The 18891-nt window shown below is 70.5% G+C and carries 17 protein-coding genes; 7 read left to right on the forward strand and 10 right to left on the reverse strand.

Translation table 11 applies throughout. The features are described 5' to 3' along the window. Positions 1-292: 292 nt before the first annotated feature. The 4 genes from BCD48_RS28210 to ppk2 all read right to left on the reverse strand — a co-directional run bounded on the left by BCD48_RS28210 (position 293) and on the right by ppk2 (position 3493). Positions 293-868 (reverse strand): SRPBCC family protein, encoded by a 576-nt coding sequence (locus BCD48_RS28210; RefSeq protein WP_083419314.1) that lies wholly within the window; start codon positions 866-868, stop codon positions 293-295. A 60-nt stretch (positions 869-928) separates the two neighbouring features. Next, a complete protein-coding gene (locus BCD48_RS28215) occupies positions 929-1480 on the reverse strand; it encodes an NUDIX domain-containing protein (RefSeq protein WP_241842040.1) in 552 nt (183 codons plus the stop codon). 446 nt (positions 1481-1926) lie between these two features. Continuing rightward, positions 1927-2607: an adenylate kinase family protein gene (locus BCD48_RS28220; RefSeq protein WP_071051421.1), complete on the reverse strand. Its 681-nt coding sequence runs from the start codon at positions 2605-2607 to the stop codon at positions 1927-1929. 52 nt (positions 2608-2659) lie between these two features. Next, entirely contained in the window at positions 2660-3493 is an 834-nt protein-coding gene (gene ppk2, locus BCD48_RS28225) for a polyphosphate kinase 2 (protein ID WP_071051422.1), read from the reverse strand. A 430-nt stretch (positions 3494-3923) separates the two neighbouring features. Between ppk2 and BCD48_RS28230 the strand changes: the two genes are divergently transcribed. After that, positions 3924-5762 (forward strand): hypothetical protein, encoded by a 1839-nt coding sequence (locus BCD48_RS28230; protein WP_241842041.1) that lies wholly within the window; start codon positions 3924-3926, stop codon positions 5760-5762. A 63-nt stretch (positions 5763-5825) separates the two neighbouring features. Here the strand turns inward: BCD48_RS28230 and BCD48_RS28235 are convergent, their stop codons facing one another. Together BCD48_RS28235 and BCD48_RS28240 are read right to left on the reverse strand one after the other, a co-directional pair. Next, the gene (locus BCD48_RS28235; RefSeq protein ID WP_071051423.1) at positions 5826-6455 is read right to left on the reverse strand and encodes a hypothetical protein; all 630 of its coding nucleotides are present in this window, start codon (positions 6453-6455) and stop codon (positions 5826-5828) included. A 288-nt stretch (positions 6456-6743) separates the two neighbouring features. Then, a complete protein-coding gene (locus BCD48_RS28240) occupies positions 6744-7508 on the reverse strand; it encodes a class II aldolase/adducin family protein (protein WP_116271696.1) in 765 nt (254 codons plus the stop codon). Between the two features lie 120 nt (positions 7509-7628). Here BCD48_RS28240 and BCD48_RS28245 point away from each other — a divergent pair, with 120 nt between their 5' ends. From BCD48_RS28245 to BCD48_RS28270, 6 genes are all read left to right on the forward strand, one after another. After that, entirely contained in the window at positions 7629-8441 is an 813-nt protein-coding gene (locus BCD48_RS28245) for an HAD-IIA family hydrolase (RefSeq protein ID WP_198543426.1), read from the forward strand. 451 nt (positions 8442-8892) lie between these two features. Next, positions 8893-9687 (forward strand): TetR/AcrR family transcriptional regulator, encoded by a 795-nt coding sequence (locus tag BCD48_RS28250; protein WP_083419316.1) that lies wholly within the window; start codon positions 8893-8895, stop codon positions 9685-9687. After that, complete coding sequence (locus tag BCD48_RS28255; RefSeq protein ID WP_198543427.1) at positions 9684-10676, forward strand: YndJ family protein; 993 nt, start codon at positions 9684-9686, stop codon at positions 10674-10676. Before BCD48_RS28250 ends, BCD48_RS28255 begins: the two co-directional genes overlap by 4 nt. Continuing rightward, complete coding sequence (locus BCD48_RS28260; protein WP_083419317.1) at positions 10673-11278, forward strand: DUF1990 domain-containing protein; 606 nt, start codon at positions 10673-10675, stop codon at positions 11276-11278. The genes BCD48_RS28255 and BCD48_RS28260 overlap by 4 nt, the downstream gene beginning before the upstream one ends. Positions 11279-11413: 135 nt before the next feature. Beyond that, positions 11414-11836 carry a type II toxin-antitoxin system TacA family antitoxin gene (locus BCD48_RS28265; RefSeq protein WP_198543428.1) on the forward strand — a complete coding sequence of 141 codons (423 nt, stop codon included), beginning with the start codon at positions 11414-11416 and terminating at the stop codon, positions 11834-11836. Then, a complete protein-coding gene (locus BCD48_RS28270; protein ID WP_071051425.1) occupies positions 11833-12333 on the forward strand; it encodes a GNAT family N-acetyltransferase in 501 nt (166 codons plus the stop codon). The genes BCD48_RS28265 and BCD48_RS28270 overlap by 4 nt, the downstream gene beginning before the upstream one ends. 324 nt (positions 12334-12657) lie before the next feature. Here BCD48_RS28270 and BCD48_RS28275 read toward each other — a convergent pair whose 3' ends face one another. The 4 genes from BCD48_RS28275 to BCD48_RS28290 form a co-directional block, all read right to left on the reverse strand. Then, on the reverse strand, positions 12658-13581 hold the full coding sequence (locus BCD48_RS28275; RefSeq protein WP_071051426.1) for a hypothetical protein: 924 nt from the start codon (positions 13579-13581) through the stop codon (positions 12658-12660). Positions 13582-13760: 179 nt separating this feature from the next. After that, entirely contained in the window at positions 13761-14420 is a 660-nt protein-coding gene (msrA, locus tag BCD48_RS28280; RefSeq protein ID WP_071051427.1) for a peptide-methionine (S)-S-oxide reductase MsrA, read from the reverse strand. A gap of 168 nt (positions 14421-14588) precedes the next feature. Beyond that, on the reverse strand, positions 14589-15881 hold the full coding sequence (phoH2, locus tag BCD48_RS28285; RefSeq protein WP_071051428.1) for an RNA 5'-3' helicase PhoH2: 1293 nt from the start codon (positions 15879-15881) through the stop codon (positions 14589-14591). A gap of 696 nt (positions 15882-16577) precedes the next feature. Continuing rightward, positions 16578-18653: a thioredoxin domain-containing protein gene (locus tag BCD48_RS28290; protein WP_071051429.1), complete on the reverse strand. Its 2076-nt coding sequence runs from the start codon at positions 18651-18653 to the stop codon at positions 16578-16580. Between the last annotated feature and the right edge of the window lie 238 nt (positions 18654-18891).

Here is an 18891-nt window from a genome sequence, read left to right on the forward strand (position 1 = left end):
GCTAGACGCACCTGGAGCCGCGCTGCGCCACCCGGGCGGCACGAAAGAACGGAACGACCATGAAAAAGCGCCATGACCGCATGTCTACGTACGGCGCCCTACTAATGATATTTGCTCGCCGTAAAAGTTCTCGAAACTATTACTCACGCTCCGTGGCGATATTTTGTCAATATGCGGAAATTACGGCGGGAAGCGCTGGACCGGCTCATTTCCGTCACGCCTGGCGCGGCGAAAGCAGATTCCGGCCGATCTGTTGCCACCCGATGCTCCGGCGCCGGACGGTTGACGGCGGTCAGCGGTTCTGGGTCGTCCCCGGGGCGGGCGTGGCCGCCGACACGTCGGGGGTGCGGCCGGCGGCCGCAGCCTTGGCGAGGTGGCGCGCCAACGAGCCGACCGCGGTGAGGGCAAAGAGCCTCAGCAGGGGACCCGTGCCGCGGCAGGCCGGCACGAAGGTCGCCCGCCAGCTGATGCGGGTGCCGCCGCCGGGCAGCGGGTCGAGCTCCACGATCCCCTTGTAGCCGTGGACCGGAATGCCGGACACGATCGTGTAGACGAGGCGGCGGGGCGGCACGTACTCGACGATCTCCTCGCGCGACAGGACCGGCCGCATGCCCAGCTCCCGGACCGCTCCGACGCCACCCGGCGCGGGCGTGCCCGTCCGGTACCAGCGGGAGCGCGGGACGAGCGGACCGGCCCAGGACGACCAGCTCGCGCCGTCGGCGAGCAGCGCGAAGACGGCGCCCGTCTGCGCCGAGGACTCGACGACCAGCTCGAAGGACTGCGACCCGTTCGCGGTGCGGCCACCGCCGCCCTCGCCGCCGCTCGCGGCCACGGCCCCGACGACGGCGCCGCCGTCATCCTGCGCCATGCGTTGAACCTCCCGCCTCGGCCGGGCGAGCGCCAGCGGCTCCGGCCAGGAGCTGCGCGACTACCGCAGAGCGGCCGGTGTCCGGGAGCTGCGCCGGAGCTTCGTCCCCAGTCTTCCAGGAACCTCGTCCACGGGAACCCACCGGACATCCGCCGCCACGTCGGCCCCGAGATCCCGAGAGGGCAGGTGAAGCAGGTAGCGGAAGTCATAGTGGACGTGCTCGAGCTCGTCGAGCTCGAGCACCGGATCGACGGGTACCGCGTCGAGGTCGCAGGGCAGCGCCGACTCCGGGCGCAGCACGTTCGGGTCGATGCCGGTGAGCTCACGCAGTTGGCGCAGCACCGAGCCGAGGAGCGAACAGTCCTCTTCGGCGACGTGCCCGCCCGGGAGCTGCCATCCCGGCCGACTCGCGCCGCGGACTGTCAGAACGTGCTGGTCGGACGTCATCACGACCGCCCGACACGCGAGGTGCGCCGGGAGAGTGCTACGCAAGGTGATCGGCGGGCCGAGCAGGGACAGGATGACGAGGTCACGGACCGTGTCCAGCTCCGAGGGGTTCGCCTCCACGTAGCCGAGCGCGGTGCTGACCACAGCGTTGTTCGACACGGTCACGCCAGGCAACGTACCCCCGCATTGCCCCATCCATGCACACGGTCGGGCACCCTGGGCAAACTTTAAGGTATAGGTCCGATAACCCTACGTGCCCTCAATCGCGCCACTAAGGGATAAATATCCCTGGAAACGCCTGGGCATCCTCGATAGGAAATAGCTGCTCAGGTTTACACATACGCCGCTATGGAGGCAGCGTGGCGTTGGGGCCGGCCGCGAGCAGCCGGTCGTCACGCCCACCGTCTCACCGCCCACCGACGACAGCGCGCGCCACAGTGCGTAACCGGCGCCGCCCGGCGTCACGCCCGGCGGCGGCGCCTCGATGCGGGCGGGCCGTCGCCCGCACCAACCCGTTGCCGCCGACCAGTCGCGGAGCCCACGCCGGCCACGCGCGCCCCGTCACACACGCCTGGCATCGCGGGGCGGCGCCGGCCTCCCCCGCGGCGCCGTCAGCCGGCGCGCTTTACCGCGGTGACGGACGAGCCGCCGCCGGCGGGCGGCAGGCGCAGCCGCGCGCGGATGTCGGCCTGGACCGCGGGCACCGGCTGGCGGGCGTCGACCACCGCCACGTATTCCTTGCGCTGGAAGATCTCCAGCACCGGCCGGGTCTTGCTCTGGTACTCGCGCAGCCGGACGGCGAGCGCCTCAGGGTTGTCGTCGGCCCGCCCGACCAGCGCGCCGCCGCACACGTCACACACACCCGCCTGCCTCGGCCGGCTGGCGATCAGGTTGTAGTCCAGGCCGCATCGGGAGCACAGCCGGCGGGCGAGCACCCGGCGCACGACCTCCTCGTCCGGGAGGTCGAGGTAGATCACCCCGTCGATGTCGTAGCTCTCCAGGAAGAACTCGGCCTGCCGGGCATTGCGGGGGAAGCCGTCGATGACGAAGCCGTAGTTCCAGTCATGGTTGGCCAGCCGCTCCCGCACGACCCGCTCGACCAGGTCGTCCTCGACCAGGTGCCCGCTGTCGACCGCCCGGCGCACCTGGGCGCCGATCTTGGTGTGGTTCTGCACGTTCCAGCGAAAGATGTCGCCGACGTTGATGTGGACAAGGCCCAGGTCGGCGGAGAGCAGCCGCGCCTGAGTTCCCTTGCCGCTGCCCTGAACGCCCATGATGACGTACTTGCGCACGCGGACCCCCTCCCTGACGTGGTGCCGGCCAGCCGGCGGACGTGGTGCCCAATCAGTCCACCGCGTACCGGCGCGGGACCCAGGTCTGGCTGTCGATCGGCGGGCGTTTGTAGGCGCGCTGCTGGCGAGGCGGCAGGGTCACCTGTGGGCGCGGGACCTCCTGGTAGGGAACCTGGGAAAGCAGGTGCGAGATGAGGTTCAGCCGGGCCGAGCGCTTGTCGTCCGCGTCGACGACGAACCAGGGTGCCTCGCGGATGTCGGTATAGGCGAACATCTCGTCCTTCGCCTCGGCGTAGTCCACCCAGTGCGCGCGGGCCTGCAGGTCCATCTCCGACAGCTTCCAGCGTTTGCCCGGGTCCTTCATCCGGGCGTGGAAGCGGCGTTCCTGCTCCTCGTCGCTGACCGAGAGCCAGTACTTCAGCAGGATGATCCCCGAACGGACCAGTGCCCGTTCGAGCTGCGGGCAGGTGCGCATGAACTCGTCGTACTCGGCGTCGGTACAGAAGCCCATCACGCGCTCGACCCCGGCACGGTTGTACCAGCTCCGGTCGAAGAACACGACCTCGCCGGCCGCCGGGAGATGAGCGATATACCGCTGGAAATACCACTGTGTGCGTTCGCGCTCGGACGGCGTCGTCAGGGCGACGACCCGGTAGTGCCGTGCGTTGAGCCGCTCGATGATCCGCTTGATCGTGCCGCCCTTGCCTGCCGTGTCGCGGCCTTCCATGACCACAACGACCCGCAGGCCGGAATGAACGATCCACTCCTGCATCCGAACCAGTTCGACCTGTAGCCGAGCCAACTCGGAATCGGCGTCCGCCTTCGACAGCCGCGCCGGCCGTTCCACCACGGCCTTGTCCTCACCACGCGCCTCACGCAAGCTCATCCCTCCGTTTCCCCGGCGCCCCGTCTCCCCGGAACGCCGGCACTCCAGCGGCCCGGCCTCGATGACACTCCGGCCTCCAGGACCCCTCAGCCCGTCCCAGGCGGGGGCTTATCGGTGCTGTCCCATCGTTCCGCGCCATCGCCTAGGACGGTGGGCGGAAAGCGGAAATCCACGGTCCACCCACGGACGGTCACCATCGCGCGACGCCAGGACTGATCGGCGATCCGACAACGTCGCGGAACGAACCTCAAGTACCCGGTAGAACACGCATCGTCACCTGGACGATGGCCTGCCCTGTCGCGACAGCCCCGCGTGAGCTCCCTGCGACGTTCGCGACCGATCGGTCAGAACCGTAGGAGCCGCCTGAACACGCCAGACCAGGACAGTCCAGGATGAAGAGCGGTAATGGCACAAGGCGGAGGCGAGGCTAGTGACCAGGACAGCGCGGACCTTCCTGATCGCAGACCTCCCGGCAGATCTGCCTGATCGGCTTTGCCGATCGGGCAGGGACCCCGGGCGGAGCCGATCCGGCGGGAATCCCGTCGCCGATCGGGCCGGGACCCCGGGAACGACAGCGCCCGGCGGGACGGCGCCCGGACGGCCCACGGCCCGCGGCCGGACCACGCTGCGGCTGCTGGGTGCCGGCCTCGCGGCCACGGCGCTGGCCACGACGGTGGCGGCCTGCGGTGGAGGCAAGGACAAGCCGACGGGGCCACTCAACGTCACCGTCACCCGCGGCCAGGAAGCGTCGGCGCCGTTCGCCTCGACAGGTGGCGAGGTCATCCTCGACCTGGGCACGGCGTCGCCGGAAGCGTCCTGGGGGACGAACGGCGGCGAGTCCGCGGTCGTCTCGCTCTACGTCGACGACACCTACACGACGGACCTCGTCATCCCGGCGTCGTTCTCGATCCCGCGCAGCCTCGACCTGGGCAACGTGCCGGCCGGCGACCACACCCTGAAGGTGAAGTTCGCCGATGACCGCTCCCCCGCCGCCGCCCACACGGCCAACCTCACGAACCTGAAGTTCCGCACCGTCACCGCCGCCGACGCCGGTTTCGCCGCCACCCAGTACGCCCCGGTCATCTACGGGCGCACCGGCCAGGGGGCGACGCCGGACGTCAGCGGGCCGTTCCAGAGCGCGGTGACCGACACCCCGATGGTCGAGTTCCACACCGAGGCCGCCTCGCCGACCACCGGCAACAAGATCTACCGCTACTCGGTCATCTACTCGAACGAGGACGGCGCCGCCTCTGTCCCGGAGACGCTCGCCCAGTGGGGGCGTAGCACCGACATCGCCTGGGTCTACCAGGTGGAGGTCAACGCCGCCGGTCAGGTCGTCCCCGGGAGCGCCGCCGTCCAGGGCCAGGACGGCTCCACCGTCCCCTTCACCGGCGGTTACGAGGGTACGCACGCCGTCGTCCAGACCTGCGGGCTCGCCAACAGCGTGTGCGGGAAGACGGACGGGCAGATGCGTTTCTCGCTGTCCGCGCTCGACAGCCTCGACCCGCGGAGCGAGGCGCCCGAGGGGATCATGGACCGCAATCCGTGGACGTACTGGATGATGTCGCAGGAGCTCGTCCGCGAAGGCAAGACCGCCGAGGATCCGATCGACGACCCGACGGGGAGCCCGACCCAGCTGGCCGGTGACCCGCGGTCCTACCTCTACCTGGTGCTGCGCAAGTCCACTCAGGGCACGCCCAACACCGACGCGGCCTGGGTCGGGGTGTCGGTCGGCGTCAAGCTGGCCGGCAACCCGACGATCTACCGGTCGGACCTCGGAGTGGCCAAGTGGTCGCTCAGGCGGGACGAGCCGGCCGCGACCGCGATCGAGCTGCCGCCGGGAACCGTGGCCGAGGACATCGAGCAGATTCGTGCGCTCCGGGTGGTCGGTTTGGGCCGGGACACCAAGGCGACGGTCCAGGTCGAGTCGATCGAGCGGGCCTTCTTCCTGGACGCCGACTACAAGCCGCAGGAGTCATTCCTGTTTGCTCCGGTGAAGGCCACGCTGACCTCGGCGAGCCCGGCCGTGACCCTGCTCGACCGCGCGAACGGACCGATCATCCGGACCAGTGCGTCCCCGACCGGGTCCGCCGACCCGAACGCGACGCCTTCCTCGACCGACACCCCGCTGCTGCCTGGGATCACGATCAGCCCGAGCATGTCGGTGAACCTGCCCGGGGGGAAGTCGCCGTCGGCGACGGCCACGCAGCCGTCCGCGCCCAGGACCACCGATGCGTCGTCCAGAGCTACGCCGACAGCCACGCCCTGACGTTCTCGTGCCGTTCTCGTGCCCGAGGGGCCGGCCCAGGCTGGGGTCGGCCTCAGCCTGGGGCTAGCCCGCGGCCGCGGACGCGGTCGGTGCCGATGGGTCTTCCGACCCCGCGGCGACCGCGACCTGGGTGCTGGGCGACGCCAGCCCCGTCCAGGCCGAGTCGGCGGCGTCCAGCGAGGTGCTGGTGTCGTTCAGCAGCGTGGTCGGGGGGACCTGGGTGCCGTCGAAGAGCTGCGCGCACGACCGCGTGGCCTGCTTGAACGCGCTCAGGCCATCCGTCCACGCCTGGCCCGCGTCGCCGGCCGGCGTCGCGACGCCCGCGCTGCCGGCCGCGGCCGCGTGCGTCTCCAGCAGGGCGCACGCCGGTTGGAGCGCCATCCCGTTGGCCTCGGCGATCGCCTTGCGAACGTCTGCCTCCGCCAGGCCGATGTCCTTTCGATAGCCGTCAATCGCGGCGTACCACTCGTCGAGGTCGGGATCGGTGCCGGCCGGTGACTCGACAACCGCGGCGGCGCTCATCGCCGGGGGCGGGGCACCGACCGGCGTGCCACCGCCGCCCGTACCGCCGTAGACGCCGACCACGGCGACCACGGCGACGAGCCCAGCCCCGCCCAGGATCGTCAGCCCTCGGCGCCGTTCGGAGGCGCTGAACTCGTCCCAGGTCCGATACTCCTTGCGCCGCCCCGCCACCCCGGCTCCTTGCTATCAGACCCACCGCATGCCCCTCGGCCTCGCCGAAGGTCGCGACCATGCCCCGACCGCGCCAGCGCCGGCCCGGGAGTCGGCCACCCTTAGGACAGACGCACAGCTCGGGGACCACGTTGTCCCGCCGAGCCCAGCGCCGTCCCGTCCCACGCCGGGCGTTTTGCCACCGTTCCAGGATTCATGGGTTCGGTGATGCTCCGGTGGGACGGAGCCGCGCGCCCGTGGCAGGGGCGTTGGCGCAGTCCGGGCTGATGTGGGCGGTGAGCGGCGCGGCTACTCGAGCAGGTCGGGCTCGCGCCGGGTGATCTGGTCCCACAGGGGCTGGAAGTTCAGCCAGCCGGTGAGAGGGTTCCCGTTGAGATCGTGAGTGAGCCGGGCGTTCTCGTGGGCGATGTGCGTCACCGTGCCCGCGGCCTTCGCCAGCAGCTGCACCTGCGCCGAACGCTCCATCGTGATGAACCACCACGCGGCCGTGTCGACCGTGTCGCCCACGGTCAGCAGGCCGTGGTTGGCGAGGATGACGGCCTTGTGGCCGCCGAGCGCCGCGGCGATCCGCTTGCCCTCGTCAAGATCGAGCACGACGCCGCCGAACTCCTCGAACAGGCCATGGTCCTCGTAGAAGGCGCACGCGTCCTGCGTGATGGGCTCGAGCAGCTGGCCGAGGGTGGACAGCGCCCGGCCGTAGGTCGAGTGGCTGTGCGCGGCGGCGACGACGTCCGGCCGGGCCTGGTGAATCTGGGAGTGGATCGCGAACGCGGCCGGGTTCACCGGGTAGCGGCCCTCGACCGTCTCACCGGCCTGGTTGACCAGGATCAGGTCGCTCACCCGGATGTGGGAGAACGAGACGCCAAACGGGTTGACCCAGAAGTGATCGGTGAGCTCCGGATCACGCGCGCTGATGTGGCCCGCGACGCCCTCCTCGAAACCGAACCAGCCGAATATCCGCAGGGCGGCGGCGAGCCGCTCCTTGCGGTGCTGGCGCTCCTGCTCGACGGTCTCGAACGTGGGCGGCAGCCGGAAGATCAGGTTGTCAGCCATGCCACTAGCGCACCACATGGCCCCCACGAGTCGGACACCGGATCGGCCAAAGGGACTGGTGACGTGCCTGCCGACCCGGTGCCGGCGGCCCCTGGCCGTTGAAGGCAGAATCCCGGAGTCGTGGGCACTCGGGTGATTGAGAACTACCTCATCGACATGGACGGCGTCCTCGTGCACGAGGCGCAACCCATCCCGGGCGCGGACCGGTTCCTCGCCTCGATCACGTCCGCCGGCCTTGGCTACCTGGTCCTGACCAACAACTCGATGTTCACCGCCCGGGACCTGCAGGCCCGGCTGCGTGGCTCGGGCCTCGACATCCCGGCCGAGCGGATCTGGACGTCGGCGCTGGCCACCGCCAAGTTCCTCGACACCCAGCGCCCCGGCGGGACCGCCTACGTCGCCGGCGAGGCGGGTCTGACGACGGCGCTGCACGAGATCGGGTACGTCCTCACCGACCGCTCGCCCGACTACTTCGTGCTCGGCGAGACCAGAACGTACAGCTTCGAGACGATCACCAAGGCGATCCGGCTGGTGCGCGACGGCGCCCGGTTCATCGCGACGAACCCTGACCCGACGGGCCCCTCCGCCGAGGGCCTGTTGCCGGCGACCGGCTCGGTCGCCGCCATGATCACCAAGGCCACCGGAATCGATCCCTACTACGTAGGCAAGCCCAACCCGCTCATGATGCGCACCGGCCTCAACCGCCTCTCCGCGCACAGCGAGACCACCGTCATGATCGGTGACCGGATGGACACCGACGTGATCGCCGGTCTCGAGGCCGGGATGGACACCGTGCTCGTCCTGTCCGGCATCACCGCCCGCGCCGACATCGAGCGCTACCCCTTCCGCCCGACCGCCATCGTGGGCAGCGTCGCCGACATCCAGGTCGGCCAGGACGTCCACACCCTGACGACAACCGGCGAGACGGCCTAATGCCACTCCAGCGAGCGTTCACCCGACGCTGAAACCAGCGAAATCAGGATCAGTCGGGGCGAGGCGCTGGACGCGCTCTCCCCGTGTCGGGCGCTGAGCGCCCTCCTCGCGTGGTGTTGGGCCCTGGCATATGGCGGTGGTAGGGCTTGGGCCGGGCTGACGACGTGGTCGGGTTGGCATTGCGCCGATGCGCTGTCACCAGGTGTGGCTGAGGTGCGCTTACTGGTCGCTGGAACGGTGTCGCGAGCCGCCGCGCGGCTGGACATCCGAGCCACGGGATGTCGGTCGGCAGGCCGCTGGGAAGCCCCGTCCGCGGTTCGGGAGCAGCGCGCCCCCGCCGACGGCGCCCGGATTGCCGGCCTGCACATATCCGCCAGGAGAGTTGAACACGTTCAACTTCGGGGCTAGCGTTGGTGTCGACGGGTTCTGTCGGCCCCATGGAAGGTGTCCGGTGGCCAGCCACGACAGCGGGAAGCCCCACGATCACAGCGACGGCACCCACAACGACGGCAACGGCAACGGCAAGCACACCGGGGACGCGGGCCGGGCGCTGCCCCCCGGCAGGGGTGCCGCGACCCGGGCGCTGGTGCTCGAGACGGCCCTGGCCTCCTTCCGAGACCAGGGCTACGAGCGGACCACGATGCGCGGCATCGCCAAGGCGGCCGGTGTCTCGCTGGGCAACGCGTACTACTACTTCGACTCGAAGGAGCACCTGGTCCAGGAGTTCTACGCCGCGATCCAGGCGGGACACCGCCAGCGAGCCGCCGAGGCGCTGCGGTCACCGGACCTCGCGGACCGGCTGCGCCGCGTGATCCACGCGGGAATCGACGAGATGACGCCGTACCACTCCTTCGCCGGCTCGTTCATCAAGGTAGCCATCCCGCCGACCGCGGCGGCCAGCCCGTTCAGCCGGGAGTCGGCCGCGGCCAGGGACACCGCGGTAGGGCTGTTCCGGGACGCGCTCGAAGGCCCCGCCGGTCCCTCCGGGACCGCGCGGCCCACGGCGCCGGGCGGCCCGCTGGCGCCGGATCTCCCGGAGCTGCTCTGGCTCGCCTACCTCGGCATCACCCTGTTCTGGGTCTACGACCCGTCGCCCGGCCAGGCACGTACCCGCCAGCTGGTGGACTCCGCCGCGCCACTGACCGCCCGGTCGATCGCGCTGACCCGAATCCCCCTGCTGCGCTCCGTCGCGGACGACCTCCACACCCTGGTGTCCGAGCTGCGTCTGAAGGGCTCGCGCCGATGATGACGTCTGTCGTCGCGACGCCGCGTGTGCCCGCGTCGCCCGTCCCGCCGGTCGCGTCGGCCGCCGCGGCGACGGGGCTGAGCCCGTACGGCGCCGGGCTGCTCGCCCTGCTGATCCTGATCGGCATGCTCGTCGTCGTCCCGTGGGGACTCGGGCTGCTCGACCTGGACATCCTTGACCCGCTCCGCCGCTGGTGGCTGCTGACCGCCTTCCCCGGCGTGGCGTCGTTCCTCGTCCCCCGTGGCCCGGCGGCCGCCGCCCTCGCCGGCGTCTACGCCGCCGGAACCCTTGCCCTGCTCGCGGCACTGCCCGAGGTCACGCGACGCACGACGGTCCGGCGGCCAGCGGCTCCGACAACGTGGCCAGCGACGGCGGCGAGGCAGGCGGCGTGGGCGGTCCCGGTCCGGGCGGCCATGGCGAGCGCGCTGGTCGCACCGATGATCGCGTCCAGCGCGCTGGTGGCCGCGCGTGCGGGCTATCCGCTCTTCGGGTTCTCGCCGACCGTTCTCACGCTCACGGTCGCGCACTTTCACTACGCCGGCTTCGTCGCCGCGCTGATCGCCGCCCTCGTCTGCCGAGCCCTGCCCGGCGATCCACGAGCGGGGGCCGCCGCCTGGTCGGTTCCCGCCGGAACCCTGGTGGTCCTCGCCGGTTTCTTCCTCTCCGACTGGGTCGAACTCGCCGGCGCCGTGGTCCTGACGGCCGGCCTGTGGCTGGCCGCCTGGCTCACCTGGAGTCGGATCCGGCCGCGCGGCGACCGTCTGACGCGCTGGCTGATGGTCATCTCCTGCGCGGTGCTTCCCGTCAGCATGGCGCTCGCGCTCAGCTGGGCGGTGGGACGAGCGGCGGGCCTTCCCCACCTCTCGGTCACCTGGATGATCGCCACGCACGGCGTCGCCAACGCACTCGGCTTCGCCGTCTGCGCCCTGCTTGCCTGGCGCACGCTCGACCGCCCCACACCGGCGACCCCCACGAAGGCATCACCATGACAACCGACGACCCGCATGACGCCGATCCGGCCCGGCGCGACCGCGGCCGGCCGACCCAGACCCCCGAGCCAGCGGCCAGCGGCTCCGGCGCCTTCACCTATAACGAGGTCGGCGCGACCAGGAACGCGTCCCTTCCCGCCACCTACCATCACCTGCTTCACCACGTGCCCGTCGCCACCGGCACCGCCGGTCTCCGCGCGGCGGCCGACGCACTGCTCACCTGGCAGATGCATCAGGCAGCGGGGCTACGGGTACTCGCCTCCGCGCCGAGAGCCGAGCCAAGCGTGACGGTCACCTCGCGGCTGGGGCTCGGACCGCTGCGGATCAGCGCACCTTGCCAGGTCGTCTGGGTCGACGACGACCCGGGCACGGACAGCGCTGGCTTCGCCTACGGGACGCTCCCGGGCCATCCCGAGTCAGGCGAGGAATCCTTCGTGCTCACCCGGGACAGTGATGACGTCGTGTGGCTGACCATCCGGGCATTCAGCCGCCCGGCGACGCTCCTCCCACGCCTGGCAGGCCCGGTCGGCCCCATGCTCCAACGCCACCTCGCCACCCGATTCGCGAACGTCCTACGCCGCCTGGCCGACGCCGCGGGCTGACAGGTCACCGCGAGGCGAGTCCGCTACGGCCCAACCGTGCCACACGGCCCGGATCTATGGTGATGGGTAAGACAGTGATGACTTATACTCCCCCAAGAGGATCTACCAGGCAATCTGTACCCCAGGAGAAGCACCGTGGCCGACGAGCTGATCGACCAGATGGTCACCGCCGCCGAGGCTGACTACGGCGTGAGGGTGACTCGGGAGCGCGGCCGCATCGACGGACGGCACGGACGTCCGTACACTTGTACGGACGCCAGGATCGGAGGAGCCATGGTTGCCTCGGCGGCCTCCGGACGCTTCGAGTTCCGCGTCCGGCCCGAGCTCAAGCAGCTGATAGAACGCGCGGCCTCGCTCATGAACCAGACCGCGTCGGACTTCGCCCGGACCGCCGCGGAGGAACGCGCCGTGGAGGTGCTGCGGGAGCACGAGCTCATCACGCGAGTACCGGTGGACTTCTTCGACGCGCTGCTGGCTTCTCTGGACGCTCCGCCCGAGCCCAACGACGCGTTGACGCGCGCCGCCGCGCGGCTGGATTCCGTCATCGAACGACGGTGACCGCGGGCCGATTCGTCAGCGAGGCCCTGGGCGCCAGCCACATCGCGGACCACTTCGAGAGCGGCCAGCCTGAGCTCGACGACTGGCTGCGTCGCCATGCTCCTGCCACGGAGTCACGTCGAACCGGTCGAACCTTTGTCTGGTCCGCCGACGGACGAGTGGTCGCCTACTACACGATCGCGGCCCATCTCCTGATGCGTGACGATCTACCGAGGGCGTTGGGCCGTGGGAACCCCGTGCAGATCCCCGCCGTGCTGCTGGCGAAGCTGGCGCTGGACAAGACGCTCCAGGGCCAGGGGTTCGGTGGACTACTGCTCGCCGACGCCGTCGACCGCATCGTCGAGGCAGCTCGGACCGTCGCCGCGCGGTTCATCGTGGTCGACGCGATCGACGAGCAGGCGATCTCCTTCTACGTCAAGTACGGGTTCGTCTCGGTGCCGTCCACCAACCGCCTGGTGAAGAGGATGAGCGCCGCCGCGGCGCAGGTCAGCCGCTGACGATGCGCCACGTGACACTGCTCGATGCCTGTTGGCGGGAGTCAGGACTCTGCAGAGACCATGCCCACCGGCAGCTGACGCCGGTGCCGCCGAGGCCGCAGTAGCCGTTCACTGACACCTTCGGCGAGGCCGTACTCACCCCGGCGGGCTGGCAGGTCACTCGGGCCGCGTACTGCAACCTGATCATGGGTCTCGGGACTCTCGACCTGCGCCGCCCGCCCTGACCCTTCCGACATCGGCAGCGGGTCACGACGACCTGGCCGTCAGCCGGTCAGAGCGCTGGCCAACCCGCTGAGACCTCAGCGCGAATGGCAGTAGCGAGTTCTAGCTGCGGGTGAGGTCCTCGGCGGTGGTCACGGTGATTGCGCGGCGCAGCCACAGGCGGAGCTGGCCGGCGTCGCTACAGGCCAGCACCTGCTCGCGGAGCCTCTCAGGCACCTTTAGGCCGCGGTCCTCAAGTACAGCCAGCACCGCTCGTGCCTCGCCGCGTGCCTCGCCGCGCGCCTCGCCCCGTGCCTCGCCCCGCGCCTCGGCCTCTCGGTCGATCCTGTTGTAGACCTCGTTGTGGTACCGCTGGCCAGTGGCGGTGGTCATCAGGTACTGCTCCCATCGTGTGTGGGTCACCGGAGAGAACCCGCCAGTTATCACGTCATCGTAGAAGCGCTTCTGGTCACGTTCCAACCCGTCGAGGACGGCGAGCAGCGCTTCGAACATCGTGGCGACGGCGTCCTCGCCTCGATGACAGAAGGCCGAGAACAGCACTCGCATGGGGTGGGTCGTGGACACCGTCCTGTCGACGATCAGGTCGATGTCAGCTGGGGTGACGAACCGCGGGTATAGCCGCACCGCCGAGGTATCCCGGGCGATCTCGTCGTGGTACCAGGCGGCGACAGCCGGGTGAGGGAAGAAGACGACCAGCGTGCTGGGAACCATGACCGGTTTCTTCTTCTTGATGGACTTGGTGAGTTCTGCCTCCGTCTGCGCACAGTAGAGCTTCCAGGTCGCCAGCTTGCCAGGTTCCGCGGCGCTTTGGACCTCCACGACCGTCGCCCGCGCCGGGTCGTCGTCCTCATCGGAGAGCACGATCAAGGTGTCCGCCTGGAACATGCGTGGACGGACCGTGGGATCCGACAGGCGTGCGCGACGGTAGGGCGCGACCCGGTCGCCGAGCTGGGCTTGGATCCAGTCGGGCAGCGTCGGGTCCGCTCGGATCATCACGAGGAGCGCCTCGTGAGCGTTGGACGGCATGACTGGATCATTACTGATGGGTCAGACAGTCCAAACCAGGGCACGCAAAGCCCACGTCCAGACTGATTTGACAATTATCTCGACATGTGCAACGGAACCACGACCGGCCTCAGCTGAGAGGGCGTCGGTCCCACGCCGCTCGGTGGTGGTCAGACCGCCCGGTCTGACCACCACCCCCCTCAGGCCTCCGAGGCCGCGAGGCCGACCGGGCAGGAGACGCCGGTGCCGCCGAGGCCGCAGTAGCCGTTCGGGACCTTGTGCAGGTACTGCTGGTGGTAGTCCTCGGCGTAGTAGAACGGGCCGGCCGGAGCGATCTCGGTGGTGATCCGGTCGTGGCGGGCGGCCGTCAGCCGCTGCTGGTAGGCGTCGCGGCCGCGCGCGGCCGCGGCGGCCTGCTCGTCGGAGTACGTGTAGATCGCCGAGCGGTACTGACTACCGACGTCGTTGCCCTGCCGCAGTCCCTGTGTCGGGTCGTGCGCCTCCCAGAAGACCGACAGCAGCTTCTCGTAGCTGACCTCGCTCGGGTCGAAGACGACCTGTACGACCTCGGTGTGCCCGGTCAGGCCGGAGCAGGTCTCCTCATAGGTCGGGTTCGGCGAGTACCCGCCGGCGTAGCCGACCGCGGTCGAGTAGACGCCCGGGGTCTGCCAGAACTTCCGCTCGGCGCCCCAGAAACAGCCGAGGCCGAACACGGCGACCTCGAGCCCCTCGGGGAACGGGCCCTCGAGTGGAGTACCCAGCACCGCGTGCAGCTCCGGTACCCCGAACAGCCGCCGCTCGTGCCCGGGCAGCGCCTTCTCCGGCGAGACAATCGTCGCCACGCGCCGTCCGAACAACATGTCGCACCACCTCCGGTGGCTTGGAGATTCCACCCCGCACAACAGCGTGAAAGGGTGCGTCGTTCCCTCGGCACAACGGAAGTGGGTGGCGGATCAGGGCTGTCCCCGTGATCCGCCACCCCGTCATGCACCGCGGGCCCGAATCGGGCCGTCAGGCGAAGCGTCTTCCTATAGGACCAGGTCCTCCAACATCGTCGTGACCAGGGCAGCGATGGGCGAGCGCTCGGAGCGGGTGAGCGTGACGTGCGCGAACAGCGGGTGGCCCTTCAGCGTTTCGATCACCGACGCGACGCCGTCGTGCCGGCCGACTCGCAGGTTGTCACGCTGCGCCACGTCGTGCGTGAGCACCACCCGGGAGCCCGCGCCCAGCCGGGAGAGCACAGTGAGCAGCACGCCGCGCTCCAGCGACTGCGCCTCGTCGACGATCACGAAGGAGTCGTGCAGCGAGCGGCCGCGGATGTGCGTCAGCGGCAGCACCTCGAGCATTCCGCGTTCGACGACGTGGTCGATGACGTCCTCGGACACCAACGCACCGAGGGTGTCGTAGACAGCCTGCGCCCAGGGGGCCATCTTCTCGTTCTCGCTGCCGGGCAGATAGCCGAGGTCCTGACCACCGACGGCGTAGAGCGGGCGGAAGACGACGACCTTGCGGTGCGCCCGGCGCTCCATCACCGCCTCAAGGCCGGCGCACAATGCCAGCGCCGACTTCCCGGTGCCGGCCCGGCCTCCCAGGGAGACGATCCCGATCTCCGGGTCGAGCAGCAGGTCGAGAGCGACGCGCTGCTCGGCGCTGCGGCCGTGCAGCCCGAACGCCTCCCGGTCGCCGCGCACCAGCTTCACCGACTTGTCCGAGCAGACCCGGCCGAGCGCGGAGGCGCTGCCGCCGGCGGCGGTCAGCACCAGACCCGTGTGGCAGGGCAGCTCGGCCGCGGCCGGGAGGGTGAGGTGCTCGCCCGCATACAGCCGGTCGAGGTCCTCCTGGCTCACCCCGAGCTCCGCCGTTCCGCCCCAGCCGGTGTCGACGGGCTGCAGCGCCCGGTACTCCTCGGCGTCGAGGCCGACCACGGAGGCCTTGACCCGCAGCGGCATGTCCTTGGTGACGAGGACCACGTCGTCGCCGTCCGCGGCCAGGTTGAGCGCGACGGAGAGGATGCGCGAGTCGTTGTCGCCGACTCGGAACCCCGGTGGCAGCACCGTCGGGTCGGTGTGGTTGAGTTCTACTCGCAGCGTTCCGCCGGTCTCCAGCGGTAGCGGGTGGTCGAGCCGCCCATGCTTGATGCGTAGGTCGTCCAGGATGCGCAGCGCCTCCCGGGCGAACCAGCCCAGTTCGGGGTGGTTTCGCTTGGCCTCCAGCTCCCCAATCACAACGAGGGGGAGCACGACGTTGTGCTCCGCGAATCGCAGCAGCGCGCGAGGGTCAGACAGCAGCACGCTTGTGTCGACGACATGCGTTCGTGGCACACGCCCACCCGCTTACTCGGAGTTGTCCGGGATAGACCCCACAGGGGGCCGGGTCCCGGCCTCCTGGCGTTGTCGCGACTGCGGCACGTAGGGGCCTCCCAGCGGTCCAGCCCAATGCCAGACCACGACTTGAGACGTCAGGGCATCACGGTAGCCGCAGGTAGGAGCGTTGGCGACCAACTTTGCCGAACACGTCGCGAAAGTACACCGACGCCTTCCGTAACGCAGATGGCACAGCATCACCGCGACGGCCCACATTGGACGCAAACCACTACCCTGCGCATCCAACATAAGCCGCGACGTCGCCGCCTCGACGCCCACGCGATGCAGTTGAAAGCGCTGCCGCGACGTGAGTCCCGTCACTCCACGACCACGCTGCGATCGCTGTCCAGCACGAACTCGCAAGACGCGTTATCACCCTCCGCTCATACCCAGCAGAAGACGATCATCACCCACTCGGCCCCCACGCCTCGATCGATCACAGGCAGTTATCGGTATCAGTTACCGGTATCGGGCCACCCCGGCGACGTAGGGACCACCTGAGCGGGCCGAACCCCGGCGTTTCATGCGCTCGGACTTCAGGCGACGAGCCGGAAGGTGACCCCATTCCGGTCAGCCATCCACGCGCCCCAGCCCCTGACCGCGGCGGCGTATCAGTACTGGCACGCCCCAGCTGCCTCGGCCACAAGGCACGCCTCAGGCCGGCAGGCGCGCCCCCAGCAGCCGGCGGACCTCGTCGGCCGTCCGCGCGGGTCGCTCGCAGACGAAGTGCCGACAGACGTACACGCCGGGCTCGGGCCGGTCGGCGGTGAGGGGGCCGGCCGTCACCACGACCGTGCCGGGAGTGGTGCCGAGCCGCGCGAGCCGTTCCAGGTCGGGCCGGCCGACGACGGCGACCTCGGGCGGGCCGGCGAGCAGCGCCTCCGCGACCGCGCCCGCATGTCCGGCGAACCGGGCGTCCCGGCCGAGCAACGGTGCGAGCAGGCCGATCGTGGCCTCGGCGTCCTCACGGTGCCCGGCCGAACCGGTGAGCGCGGCGTACGTGAGCAGCGCGCCGGCGAACGCCGACTGGCCCGACGGCGTCGCCGAGTCGGAGATCTCGCGGGGCCGGCGCAGCAGCGTCGGCGCGTCGTCGGCGGTGTCGTAGAAGCCGCCGTCCGCGGCGCGGAAGCGGGCTCGGGCGACGTCGAGCAGCTGGCCGGCCAGCTCCAGCCACTCGAGCGCGCCGGTCACCTGGTGCAGCGCGAGAAAGCCGTCGGCGACGTTGCCGTAGTCCTCGAGCACACCCACGTTCGGGCCCACGCGGCCCTCCCTGCTGGTGCGGCGCAGCCGGCCGTCGACGACGTGCACGTCGCGCAGCAGCACCGCCGCGCGCTCCGCGGCCGCGACCCACTCCGGCTCCTCGAACAGCGCGCCCGCCTCGGCGAGCGCGGCGATCGCCAGGCCGTTCCAGCTGGCCACCACCTTGTCGTCGCGCGCGGGCTGCGGGCGGGCGGCTCTCGTGGCCGCGAGCGCGGCCCGCACCCGGGCGAACCGGTCGGCGTCGTCGGGGTCCGCCGGCAGGGCGAGCACGGACGACCCGTGCTCGAAGGTGCCCATATCGGTGACCTCGAACAGCCTGGCCGCCCAGGCGGCGTCGTCCGGGTCGAGCGCGGCGGCCAACTGCGCGGGCGTCCACACGTAGCTCGCCCCCTCGACCGGCTGATGGGCGTGGCCGTGCGCCGGCGTGGCCGCGTCGGCCGATCCGCCCGGCGAGGACACCGCGCCGTCGTCGCCGTGCGCGTCCGTGGGCGGTACCGCGTCGGCGTCCAGCGCGGAGGAGAAGCCGCCCTGCGGGGTCCGCAGATCGGCGAGCAGGAAGGCGGCCGTCTCGCGGACCACCCGCGCGGCGAGCGGGTCGCCGGTCGCCCGCCACAGATGCAGGTAGATCCTCAGCAGCTGGGCGTTGTCGTAGAGCATTTTCTCGAAGTGCGGGACGGTCCACGTCGCGTCGACGCTGTAGCGGGCGAATCCGCCGGTGAGCTGGTCGTAGATCCCGCCGCGGGCCATCCGTTCGCAGGTGAGGGCGACCATGTCGAGCGAGCGCTCGTTGCCGGTGCGGGCGTGGTGGCGCAGGAGGAGCTCGGCGACCATCGACGGTGGGAACTTCGGCGCGCCGCCGAAGCCGCCGTGGCGTGGGTCGAACCGGGCGGCGAGCTGGTCGACCGCCGTGTCGAGCAGCTCGCCGTCCAGCCGGACGGCCGGGCCGCGGCCGCTGGCGATGGGCGCCTCGGCGGCCTCGGCGAGCTTGCGGGCGATGTCCGCTCCGGAGGACTCGATCTCCTCGCGGCGGGTGTCCCAGGCGGACGACACCGCCGAGAGGACCTGGCGGAACGAGCCCATCCCTGGCCGGGCCGTCGGCGGAAAATAGGTGCCGGCGAAGAACGGCTCACCCGTCGGGGTCAGGAACACCGTCATCGGCCAGCCGCCATGCCCGGTCAGCGCCACCGTGACGTCCATGTACACCGAGTCGACGTCCGGGCGCTCCTCCCGGTCGACCTTGATACTGACGAAATGGTCGTTCATGTAGGCCGCGGTGGTCTCGTCCTCGAACGACTCGTGCGCCATGACGTGGCACCAGTGGCAGGACGCATATCCGACCGACAGCAGCACCGGGACCTGGCGGCCGGCCGCCTCGGCGAACGCCGCCGGCTCCCACGGCCACCAGTCGACCGGGTTGTCGGCGTGCTGCAGCAGATAGGGGGACGTCTGGTCAGCCAGCCTGTTCGCCACAGAAGCTCCTTCACGGGGTCACGACGCACTCCGTGACGCTATTGCTCCACGGGGTCTTCCCGCTCATGACACGGCGCCGCGCTCCGCAGCGGCCCGCGCGCCCCTCCCTGCAACCTACCCACGCAACCCGGCCATAGCCGGTGACAGCGCATTGGCGCACCGCCAACCCAGCAACACACCGACCCCGTCCCACGCCGGCCCCGGCCATGCACCTCAGCCCCGAAACCACGCCCAAGAG

The organism is Pseudofrankia coriaricola, assembly GCF_001854805.1.
In the GTDB taxonomy this organism is placed as follows: domain Bacteria; phylum Actinomycetota; class Actinomycetes; order Frankiales; family Frankiaceae; genus Pseudofrankia.